Annotated in this window: 8 protein-coding genes; 6 read left to right on the top strand and 2 right to left on the bottom strand. The window is 41.3% G+C overall.

All coding sequences use genetic code 11. The annotated features are described in order from the left end of the window. Window positions 1-127: 127 nt before the first annotated feature. Window positions 128-1801: an energy-dependent translational throttle protein EttA gene (gene ettA, locus H5232_RS13590; protein WP_145241364.1), complete on the bottom strand. Its 1674-nt coding sequence runs from the start codon at window positions 1799-1801 to the stop codon at window positions 128-130. A gap of 93 nt (window positions 1802-1894) precedes the next feature. Continuing rightward, a complete protein-coding gene (locus H5232_RS24635; RefSeq protein ID WP_182831044.1) occupies window positions 1895-2794 on the bottom strand; it encodes a DMT family transporter in 900 nt (299 codons plus the stop codon). A gap of 167 nt (window positions 2795-2961) precedes the next feature. On the opposite strand from H5232_RS24635, the gene metA reads away from it, so the two are divergent. The 6 genes from metA to H5232_RS13555 all read left to right on the top strand — a co-directional run bounded on the left by metA (window position 2962) and on the right by H5232_RS13555 (window position 12185). Continuing rightward, window positions 2962-3909 carry a homoserine O-succinyltransferase gene (metA, locus tag H5232_RS13580; RefSeq protein ID WP_149982020.1) on the top strand — a complete coding sequence of 316 codons (948 nt, stop codon included), beginning with the start codon at window positions 2962-2964 and terminating at the stop codon, window positions 3907-3909. Further along, on the top strand, window positions 3899-4966 hold the full coding sequence (locus H5232_RS13575; protein ID WP_182831043.1) for a homocysteine S-methyltransferase family protein: 1068 nt from the start codon (window positions 3899-3901) through the stop codon (window positions 4964-4966). The genes metA and H5232_RS13575 overlap by 11 nt, the downstream gene beginning before the upstream one ends. Before the next feature lie 10 nt (window positions 4967-4976). Next, window positions 4977-7607 carry a methionine synthase gene (metH, locus tag H5232_RS13570; RefSeq protein WP_182719161.1) on the top strand — a complete coding sequence of 877 codons (2631 nt, stop codon included), beginning with the start codon at window positions 4977-4979 and terminating at the stop codon, window positions 7605-7607. 210 nt (window positions 7608-7817) lie between these two features. Continuing rightward, window positions 7818-8918: an NADH:flavin oxidoreductase/NADH oxidase gene (locus H5232_RS13565; protein ID WP_182831042.1), complete on the top strand. Its 1101-nt coding sequence runs from the start codon at window positions 7818-7820 to the stop codon at window positions 8916-8918. A 166-nt stretch (window positions 8919-9084) separates the two neighbouring features. Next, window positions 9085-11247, top strand: coding sequence for a DKNYY domain-containing protein (locus H5232_RS13560; RefSeq protein WP_182831041.1), 2163 nt, complete (start codon window positions 9085-9087; stop codon window positions 11245-11247). A gap of 179 nt (window positions 11248-11426) precedes the next feature. After that, on the top strand, window positions 11427-12185 hold the full coding sequence (locus H5232_RS13555) for a hypothetical protein (protein ID WP_182831040.1): 759 nt from the start codon (window positions 11427-11429) through the stop codon (window positions 12183-12185). The last annotated feature ends 13 nt before the right edge of the window (window positions 12186-12198 follow it).

The raw sequence follows: 12198 nt of genomic DNA, 5'->3' as shown, positions 1-12198 counted from the left end.
ATGGTCAGTAACTTAACACGATTGGTATAAGCTGAACTCTGGATCGTGGATCTCTGATCTATATTCCAGGTTAATAAAAAAAGCCCCACATAAATGTGGGGCTTAAAAAATGTTTAGAACCTAGAACTTAACCTATCTTTTTGTACTTAATACGCTTAGGTTGCGTAGCCGCAGTGCCTAAGGTCTTTTTAAGCCATTCTTCATATTCAGTGTAGTTACCATCGAAGAAGTTAATTTGGCCTTCGTCACGGTAATCAAGAATATGTGTTGCGATACGGTCTAAGAACCAACGGTCATGCGAGATACACATAACGCAGCCTGGGAATTCTAAAATAGCGTTCTCAAGGGCACGTAATGTTTCAACGTCCAAATCATTGGTTGGCTCATCCAGCAGGATAACGTTGCCACCGGCTTTTAATAACTTAGCTAAGTGTAAGCGGTTGCGTTCACCACCTGACAAGTCCTTAACAAATTTTTGCTGATCGTTACCTTTGAAGTTAAAGCGACTAACATAGGCACGGCTTTGGAATTCAAAGTTACCAATTTTTAGTACGTCTTGGCCGTTTGAAATTTCTTGGAAAACAGTATTGCTGTCATCCATATTGCCACGGAACTGATCAACGGTTGCCAGTTCAACCGTTTCACCTAGGTTAATTTCACCGCTGTCTTGTTTGTCTTCACCGCTGAGCATTTTAAACAGCGTTGATTTACCTGCGCCATTGGCACCGATAATGCCAACAATTGCGCCTTTAGGCACAGTAAAGCTTAGATCATCAATTAACACGCGATCGCCAAAGCTTTTCTTCAAGTTTTTAACTTCAATAACTTGATCACCTAAACGTGGTCCAGGTGGAATAAATAGCTCGTTGGTTTCATTACGTTTTTGGTAATCAGACTGCTGCATTTCAGTAAATTGCGACATACGCGCTTTTGACTTAGCTTGACGACCTTTTTGGTTTGAACGTACCCACTCAAGTTCTTGTGCAATTGATTTTTGACGGGCTTTTTCAGACTTTTGCTCTTGCTGCAGGCGCGCATCTTTTTGCTCAAGCCAAGAAGAATAATTACCTTCCCATGGAATACCTTCACCACGGTCAAGCTCTAAGATCCAGCCAGCTACATTATCGAGGAAGTAACGGTCATGGGTTACCGCCACAACAGTGCCTTCGTAATCATGCAAGAAGCGCTCAAGCCATGCTACAGATTCTGCATCTAAGTGGTTAGTCGGCTCATCGAGGATAAGCATATCTGGTTTTTCAAGCAATAAGCGGCAGATAGCCACTCGGCGACGCTCACCACCTGACAAGAATTCAATTTTAGCATCCCACTCAGGTAAGCGCAGGGCATCTGCGGCGCGCTCTAATACGTTGTCGATGTTATGACCATCGTGGGCTTGAATAATTGCTTCAAGCTCACCTTGCTCTTTGGCTAGTGCGTCAAAGTCAGCATCTTCCATCGCGTATTCGTTATATACTTCATCAAGACGGTTAAGCGCGTTTTTAACTTCGCTGACTGCTTCTTCCACAGTTTCACGAACCGTTTTGCTTTCATCTAGAATAGGCTCTTGCGGTAAGTAACCAATTTTAGTGCCCGGTTGAGGATATGCCTCACCTTCAAACTCTTGATCAAGGCCGGCCATAATACGTAGCAACGTTGATTTACCAGAACCGTTTAAACCAAGTACACCAATTTTTGCACCCGGGAAAAAATGCAAAGAAATATCTTTTAAGATAGTGCGCTTAGGTGGCACAACCTTAGATACTCGACTCATCGAGAAAATAAACTTATCAGGTAAAACCATGGAGGGAGCCTTCAAATAATAATAAAAATTTCAATGTTGTATTGTAGTGGCTCACAGGTGAAACAGTCAACGAATCAACCAAATAACAATGTGCTAATTCGCGAGCAATACTCCTACACCGATTAAAGCAAGCAAGCCGCCTATTAACATTTTATTGGTAACGGGCTCGCGCTTTATAAAACCAATGCTCATTACAATTAATGGCGCGGTTGCGAAAATCGTTTGTGCAATGGCTGGATCGGTATATTTAACTGCGCCAAGTTGAAGCCATAAACCAAGGAAAGTGCCTAAAAACACAGCCGCAAAAAACCATTGTTTGCCGCTAATTCCCCTTAGAGTTAGTGCTTGTTTAAATTCACTGCTTTTAAACACTGCAACAACTAAGGCCACAGTCATCGTACCGGCTGCTAATCTAATTAATGCCGCCCATAAGCTACTCATATGCTCATTATTGAGTGCGCCTTTAGACATCACCATACCGAGCGCTTGGCAGATAGCAGCTGCAAGGGCACATAAAACACCTTTGCGATAATGTTGATGATCAACCTGTGGCAATGTTTTTTCAGGCTTGATTGCTATTACTACGCCAATGGTTGTAAGTACAATACCGCACCATGCAAATGGCGATAAATAATGATTTAATAGCAGGATATTAAAAACCCCCACAAGGGCTGGAGCAAGGGACTCAATAACTAACGTGCGAGCAGGGCCAATATTTCGCAGCGCAGTAAAATAGGCGCTATCGCCAATCGCAATCCCAATCATCCCGCCAGCAATTAGCCAAAGCCAGCTTGTCAGATGATGTGGTAGTGCAGCGTCTTGAGTAATCGCAATAGTAGCTAACATCATGGCACTTGCTAACACGCCTTTACTGATGTTTAGCTGCATAGGCGTTAAGTGATGGCTAAAACCTTTATATAAAATGGTCGAAAGCGCCCAAACAATAGCTGCTAATATAGCAAAAAGTTCTCCAAAGCCTAGCCAATCAATCACGTTTACCACCTTAAAATAAAATCAACAGGCGCATTATGGCGAGCGGTTTTTAGAATGCAAAAGAATAGCTAAAATAAATTCATTTGGACATCTAAACATCTAGAGGTTGAAATTTCCAGCTATCCGTTCATAATTAGCCATTGGTTAATTATGCCTTGGAGATGAGTATGCCTATTACCGTTAAAGATGAATTGCCCGCAATTGCGAAGTTACGTCAAGAAAACGTATTCGTAATGCCAAAAAGCCGCGCTAAAACCCAAGAGATCCGTCCGATGCGCTTGGCGATTTTAAACTTAATGCCTAATAAGGTAGAAACCGAGGTGCAATTTATTCGTTTGCTCGCTAATTCACCCTTACAAGTGAATGTAGAGCTACTACGTTTAGACACTCATCGCAGCAGTAGCAATTCAGAGCAGCATTTAGACACTTTTTACCGTTATTTCTCTGAAGTGAAAGACAACAATTACGATGCATTACTCATTACCGGCGCACCATTGGCACATTTAGAATATGACGATGTAGCCTACTGGGATGAACTAAAAGTAATTTTAGATTGGGCGGAGCAGCATGTAACCTCAACATTATTTTCGTGTTGGGCGGCTCACGCGGGTTTATTTCATCATTATAATCTAAAGCGTGAACTAAAAGAAAATAAGCTCTGTGGCGTGTTTACCCATAAGTGTTACTTTGAACATGGAGCCTTAACGCGTGGTTTTGACGATACCTTTGTAGTGCCTCACTCGCGGTATGGTCATATTGATATTGAAAAAATTAACGCTTGTGATGACTTAGTGGTGCTGGCAGGTTCAGAGCAAGTAGGCGCTTACTTAATAAAAAATAAATCCGGCAGCCAAGTGTATATTACCGGGCATCCTGAGTATGATGCAGACACTTTAAAAGGCGAATATCAGCGCGATTTAGAAAAAGGCCCTGATGCGCCATTGCCTGAAAATTACTTTCCAGAGAACAACCCAGATAACGAACCGTCGAAAACTTGGCAAAGCCATGCCTTTTTACTGTTTTCGAATTGGTTAAATTATTATGTGTACCAAACCACACCCTATGATATTAATTTAGTTAGCCAAGCCGTAAGGACTAACAACTATGCCGAATAATTTAGAAAACAAAAGCGCCGTGTTAATTGAAGCGTTAAAACAGCGTATTTTAATTCTTGATGGTGCTATGGGTACCATGATCCAAGAACACAAATTAGAAGAACACGATTACCGTGGCGAGCGCTTTAAAGACTGGCATGTGCTAATTAAAGGTAATAATGATTTATTAAGCATCACACAACCAAAAATTATTGCTGATATTCATCGTGGCTTTTTAAGTGCAGGTGCCGATATTATCGAAACCAACACCTTTAATTCGACTACAATTTCGATGGAAGATTACGATATGGCCAGCATCAGCCGTGAAGTAAACTTAGAGTCAGCTAAATTAGCACGCAGTATTTGTGATGAGTTTACTGCTAAAAATCCAGCAAAACCACGCTATGTTGCGGGTGTTTTAGGGCCAACCTCAAAAACCTGTTCAATCTCACCGGATGTGAACGACCCGGGTTATCGCAATGTCACGTTTGATAAGTTAGTCACCGCGTATGTTGAATCAACCCTTGCTTTAATGGAAGGTGGTGTTGATTTAATTTTGATAGAAACAATTTTTGATACGCTTAATGCAAAAGCGGCTTCATTCGCGGTTGAAGAAGCGTTTGAACAAGCAGGGCGCAAGTTGCCTGTGATGATCTCTGGCACCATAACCGATGCCTCGGGCCGTACGCTGTCAGGGCAAACCACCGAAGCATTTTATAATTCTATTCGTCATATAAAGCCAATTTCAATTGGCTTGAACTGCGCGCTAGGTCCAGATTTATTGCGCCAATATGTAGAAGAACTATCGCGTGTTTGCGAAACCTTTGTCTCTGTTCACCCCAATGCTGGTTTACCGAACGAGTTTGGGGAATATGATTTAGAAGCACCTGAAATGGCTCAAGAAATTATCGATTGGGGCAAGTCTGGCTTTATCAATATTGTTGGCGGTTGTTGTGGTACCACACCTGCACACATCAGGGCATTTTCGAAAGGGCTTGAAGGTGTTAAACCTCGCCTATTGCCAGAGCTTGAAGTGCGTATGCGCTTATCAGGCCTTGAAGCGTGTAATTTAAACTAAGGTAGCCGAGATGACACAAAAAATAGCAGTATTTACCAACGTTGGCGAACGTACCAATGTGACCGGCTCAGCCATGTTCAAACGTTTGATCATGGAAGAAGATTACGAGAGTGCGCTTAATGTTGCCCGCGAGCAAGTAGAAAACGGCGCACAGGTTATTGATATCAACATGGATGAAGCCATGCTGGACTCAAAAGCCGCCATGGTGAAGTTTTTAAATTTGATTGCCTCCGAGCCTGATATTTCTCGCGTGCCAATTATGGTTGACTCTTCTAAATGGGAAGTCATTGAAGCGGGCTTAAAGTGTATTCAAGGCAAGGCAATTGTAAACTCAATCTCGCTAAAAGAAGGTGAAGAGCCATTTATTCGCCAAGCTAAAATTATTAAACGTTTTGGCGCCGCTGCAGTGGTTATGGCGTTTGATACCGACGGCCAAGCAGATACAGCCGATCGCAAGTTTGAAATTTGTCAGCGTAGTTACCGCATTTTGGTGGATGAAATTGGCTTTGCGCCAGAAGATATTATTTTCGATCCCAACATCTTTGCGGTAGCAACTGGTATTGAAGAGCACGACAACTACGCAGTTGAATTTATTGAAGGTACACGTCGCATTAAGCAAAACTTGCCACACTGTAAAGTGTCGGGCGGGGTGTCGAATGTATCGTTCTCGTTTCGTGGGAATAACCCCGTGCGAGAGGCTATTCACTCAGTATTTTTATATCACGCAATTCAAGCGGGTATGGATATGGGGATTGTTAATGCAGGGCAACTCGCTGTGTATGATGATATTCCAGCAGAGCTGCGAAAAGCGGTTGAAGACGTTATTTTAAATACCGACCCAGGTGCCGGTGAACGCTTAGTAGAGTTGGCACCAAAATACTCTGGTATGGCGCAAGCAGAACGCGTAGAGGATTTAGAATGGCGCACATGGCCAGTTGAAAAGCGCCTTGAACATGCTCTTGTTAAAGGCATTACTACCTTTATAGATGAAGACACCGAAGAATGCCGCGCTGCTGCCGATAAGCCTATTCATGTGATTGAAGGGCCGTTAATGGACGGCATGAACGTGGTAGGCGATTTATTTGGCGCAGGTAAAATGTTCTTACCGCAAGTCGTTAAATCAGCGCGAGTGATGAAGCGCGCAGTGGCCTACCTAGACCCTTACATTGAAGCTGAAAAAGAAGAAGGGGCTACTAACGGTAAAATCGTGATGGCCACCGTTAAAGGTGACGTACATGATATTGGTAAAAATATTGTTGGCGTAGTACTGCAATGTAATAACTATGAAGTTATCGACTTAGGCGTAATGGTGCCTGCAGATAAAATACTGCAAACCGCGATTGATGAAAAAGCCGATATTATTGGTTTATCAGGACTGATTACACCATCGCTTGATGAAATGGTACATGTTGCCAAAGAAATGAAGCGCCGTGGTTTTGAACTACCGCTATTGATTGGTGGCGCGACTACCTCAAAAGCGCATACTGCCGTTAAAATCGAGCCACAATATGACAAAGGCGTGGTTTATGTAAATAACGCCAGTCGCGCTGTAGGCGTGGTTTCTAACTTATTGTCGAAAGAGCATAAAGCTGAATTTTTAGCAAAAACCAGCGCTGAATATGTCAAAGTACGCGAGCAGCAAGCACGCAAAAAACCACGTTCAAAACCGGTTACTATTCAACGTGCCCGCGACAACGCCGCCAAGCTTGATTGGGATAATTACACTCCACCGGTGCCGAAAAAGCTGGGCGTGACAGAGTTTAAAAATGTCTCGATAGCCACTTTACGACAATACATAGACTGGACGCCGTACTTTATGACCTGGTCAATCGCTGGTAAATACCCACGTATCATGACCGATGAAGTGGTTGGCGAGCAGGCGCAAAGCTTATTTAAAGACGCTAACGACATGTTAGACGATCTTGAAAAGTCAGGCAGTTTGCAACCGCTTGGCGTAATTGGTTTATTCCCTGCTAACCGTGTGGGTGACGATATTGAAATATACACAGACGAAACTCGCGCTGAACTATTAACCACATCGTGCCATTTACGTCAGCAAACAGAAAAAACCGACTTTGCTAACTACTGCTTAGCTGATTATATCGCCCCGAAAGGCACGCCTGATTACTTTGGTGCATTTGCTGTAACAGGCGGTCTTGAAGAAGACGACTTAGCTGATGCGTTCGATGCACAGCAAGATGACTACAACAAAATAATGGTAAAAGCGGTGGCAGATAGACTCGCCGAAGCCTTTGCTGAGTACTTACACGAACAAGTGCGTAAAGAATATTGGGGTTTTGCTCCAGACGAAAACCTCGCGAATGAAGATCTCATTCGTGAAAACTACCAAGGTATTCGCCCAGCACCCGGTTATCCAGCGTGTCCAGAGCACACTGAGAAAAAGAAAATCTGGCAGCTGCTTGATACTGAAAAACGCATTGGCATGCAGCTCACCAGCTCATACGCCATGTGGCCCGGCGCTGCGGTATCAGGCTGGTACTTTTCACATCCGGAAGCTAAATACTACGCCGTAGCGGCAGTACAAAAGGATCAGGTTGAAGACTACGCTAAACGTACCAACATGACGCTGGAAGAGGCCGAAAGGTGGCTGTCGCCTAATTTGGGGTATGAGCCGGAGTAAGTGAAGCGGTCTGCTATCAGCCGTCAGTTTAAAACAAAAAAGCGAGCCAAATTAGGCTCGCTTTTTTGTACAAGGTTTTTCTGGTAGCTCTTCGGTATATCATCATACTTTCACATTCAATGAGCTTGCGTATGCCCCTAACCTTGGGTGTAGAATGATTAGTACATTATATTTGTGATTTACTGCACATTCATTATTTGAGAATTTTCCATGGTAAAATTATTTAGCCCACTAGAATTAGGTCCGATAACACTCAAAAACCGCATTATTACTGCTCCCATGTGTATGTATGCCGCAGAAGAAGGCAAGGTGCAACCTTGGCATCATCAACATTATGGTATGCTCGCGCAATCCGGTGCAGGCTTATTGATTGTTGAAGCAAGCGCTGTATCACCTGAAGGAAGAATCTCTTACGCCGATTCAGGTATTTATAGCGACGAATGTGAGCAAGCTTGGCGTGAAGTCGTATCTAATGTAGGTCAATACTCTAACATTCCGATGGTGATGCAGATTGGTCATGCAGGTCGTAAAGCGTCAACTGAATTACCTTGGAATGGCGGTGCGCCTATCGCTCCAGAAATAGAGAATGGTTGGCAAACTATTGCTCCGAGTGAACTTGCTTTTTCAGATGAAGCTCCTTTACCAAAAGCAATGACGCAAGACGATATTGGACGATTAATTACTCAGTTTGTGAAAAGTGCTCAACGTGCCCATAAAGCTGGTTTTTCTGGCATAGAACTTCATGCAGCTCATGGCTATTTACTGCACCAATTTTTATCACCGCTTAGTAATCAGCGTTCAGATCAATTTGGCGGCTCATTAGAGAACCGCATGCGCCTACCCCTGACAATATTTGATGCTATAAAGGCTGCGTTACCACATGATTTCATGATTGGTGTACGTATAAGTGCAAGTGATTGGGCTGATAATGGCTGGGATATCGAGCAAAGTATCGTATTTTCTCAAGCTTTAGACGCTCGTGGTTGCCATTATATACACGTATCAAGTGGCGGCTTGACTGCACAGCAGCAAATTAAAGTTGCCCCTAATTATCAAGTCGGTTTTGCCGATGCAATAAGTAATAACGTTTCTATGCCGGTTATTGCTGTAGGCTTAATTACTCAAGCTCAACAAGCTGAAGATATTATCTGCGAAGGTAAAGCTGATGCGATTGCGTTGGCGCGTGGTATTCTTTATAACCCACGTTGGCCTTGGCATGCCGCAGCGGAGCTCGGAGTTACAATACAAGCCGCGCCGCAATACTTGCGCTGCCAGCCACATGAACTTAAGTCATTACTGATACGCGATTGATTACTACCTCTCATAACTAGATAATCTTCTAGTGTGAGAGGCTTTGACTATTCAAGCCAGTTTTTAATACGCTTATTAAGGAAAACCCTCTGAATAAGTATATATCCCAGCATATAACTCTGCCTTTTATAGCTATGATCAAAGAAAGTTTAATAAAAGGAGTTATATGAAATATTATTTTCAAGCGCAATACCACCAGCGCTTAGATTTGTTTGATAATGTGTTTGTCAGTATGGCAACGGGTAATGTTGTTGAGCCATCACTGCCTTTAGAGATCATCATTGAGTCTGAAGATTGTGTGCTTTATGAAAGTGACAATGGCTCTATTATTGATTTTTCTCCGCCAACGTTAGGCTATTATTGGATTACTGGGCAAACCTGCTTACGCACCCGAGACGGATTAGTATTTGAGCCTTGTGATGATAAAGATGCAGTACAATACACTTATATTGACGGGCAGCTTTATGGACAAAAAATAAATACTGACTTGAGCAAAATGCCAACCACACAAACGCGTTACCACTTTAGTAAGCTTAATGGATGCAAAGCCCAGCTAAAGCAAAATGATGACTCAAGCTTTACTCTCGAAATTGATGAAAAAGAATATCCTATTGCGTTACATGAGCTTGAATTTTCATTTTTTGTAAATGAAGAAACAGGATTTACGCAAGACGGCGAACAACTCTATTACTACGACAGACCAGTACCTCAATTAACGTTAGTAGACTTTAGGGTTTTACATTTTAATTATGCAAAAGATGATCATGTTGTTGTCTGTGGTACAGATGTTATTTCACAAGCGGATGCTGCAACGTTTGAAGTGATCACCACGACTTTAGCAAAAGATAAAAATCATGTTTATGAATTTTCAAAGATTATTAAAGGTGCGGATGCTAAATCATTTGTCGTGATTGATGGTAAAGAACAAGATGCATATCAACAATATAGTAAAGACAAGCAAACAGTTTATTATTTTGGTGAAGCCATTATCGGTGCAGACTTGGCATCTTTTCGCATTATTCATGGACGTTATTCGGCTGATAAAAACTGGGTTTATCGCTCAGGGCTACGTATTGCTCTATTTGATGCTGAGAGTTTCTATTATATTTCACAAAGTTTTGTTGGTGATAAAAACGGCATTTATACTGACTTTCTAAATATTACACAAATAGCCCAGTGTGATGATGTATTTGTTGATTACGATAATGATTACTTTGCCGTAAACGATACCCTGTATTGGGCTGATAAAGAACATCCGTTTGACGCTGATTTAGCTTCTTTTTCTTCAATCAATTGTACTTGGGCGAAAGATGAAACCCATATTTATTATAAAGATGAGGTTGTTTATGAAGGGGGTTACGAAACAGCAGAAATTTTTGATGAATTGTTATTAAGAGTGGATGATAAAATCATCTCAAACAGAGGCGTTATTGCAGGTGCAAATGCAAAAGAGTGGCATAGGCTGATTTTTCCATTTTATGCCTGTGCTGATCGATTATTTTACCAACAAGAATTACTTGATAAAGGCGACCCAAATACGTTTGAAGCCCTTGATGACAATCGCTTTAAAGATAAAAGTAATGTCTATATTTTTGATAATGATTTTGAAATAGTAGATACCATCTTTGATATTAATACCGAGAATATTGTACTTATAGATGAGTGTTTTTTAAAAACGCCTGATACAGTGTATTTTCAAGAGTTAGCGATACAAGATGCTGATCCTGATACCTTTGAGGTATTAGAGTATGGCTTTTCGCGTGATAAAAAAGCTGTTTTTTGTAATCAAGAAAAACTCCCTGAACTTAATCCTCTTGACGTTACGATTTTAAATCATAATTTTATTCACGACAACAACACGCTTTATTACCAGTCAACCCGTCTTGATATTGAAGTAAGTAATATGAAGATACTTAATGATGACATTGTGAAAGATAACCGCCATGTTTATTATAAAACACATTATTTAAGTGGTGCAGAGGCATCTTCGTATCAACTGAGTACTCGGTTTTTTCAACGAGACAATCAAGGGGTTTATCATAATCAGCACCTTTTACCTTTAAATGCTGATGAAACCGTATTTCTTGATGAAGTCTACGCGATTGATAATCTGCGAGTGTTTTTTATTGATAGTGAAATCATGGATGCGGATGTCTCTTCATTTAAAGTGATAGGTAATAACGTGTCCGTTGATAAAAATAATGTCTACTTTCGTGATAAGAAGGTAGAACACGCTGATCCCGCTAGCTTTAAAATTATGGGTTATGCGCAGTTTGTTGATGATAATCATCAGTTCACTATTCGTAATGGTCATATCGTTTGTTTATAAAATTGAATTAACGCGTTGTAGAGTCTATAAAGGCGTATGTTGCTCCTGATTAGTCGCTACATCAATTTACACAATATTGACTTTGGGCAACATGGCTAAAAGTTGTTGTGAATGGTATAAACCTAAACAGATAAATAACATGATGTTCATTAACTGAATCATCAAAATAAAGGACTTAAATGAAATTTTTATATTATACCGGCTTATTTTTATCGCTCATGTTTAGCGCAAATAGTTTTGCGCTTGAGCAACAATATCAACAGCCTATTGTAGATCTTATAAAAGCATTTAAAAACCACGATAAAGCGGCTATTTCCTCACATATTCGTTATCCGCTTTCGCGCACATATCCAGTGCCTGATATTAATAATGAAGCTGAGTTAGTTGAGCGTTTTGATGACGTGTTTGATGAGACGCTTATTAAACAGATTGTTGATTCAAATATCGATACTGACTGGGATAAAGTAGGTTGGCGCGGCATTATGCTAAATAGCGGTGTCGTTTGGGTAGATACGGATGGGAAAATCATCGGTATCAATTACCAAACAGCTAAAGAACAATTGCTGGCTAAAAATTTAATAGCAGCTGATAAGCAAGCGCTTCACCCAAGTATTAATGCTTTTGTAGAGCCTATTTTAGATTGGCAAACAGCTAAATACCGTATTCGCATTGATGACTTAGGTGATGGAAACTTCCGCTATGCGTCGTGGAGCATTGATAAAAAAACCAGCGATAAGCCAGATATAGTCTTACTAAAAGGTGAGATCGAATTTGAGGGCAGTGGCGGTAATCATAGTTACACATTTAAAAACGGCCGTTACAGCTACGTATTACAAGTTACAGTGATTGGCTGTGATACCTCACCACCAGGTTGGCTTGAAGTATATAAAGATGATAAGCGCATTTTGTCTCAGGATATTATCAACACTGGAAGTTAAAAGTTAATTATCT

Source organism: Pseudoalteromonas sp. SG41-5, assembly GCF_014164495.1.
Lineage (GTDB): Bacteria > Pseudomonadota > Gammaproteobacteria > Enterobacterales > Alteromonadaceae > Pseudoalteromonas > Pseudoalteromonas rhizosphaerae.
This window is presented reverse-complemented; position numbering and strand designations above follow the sequence as displayed.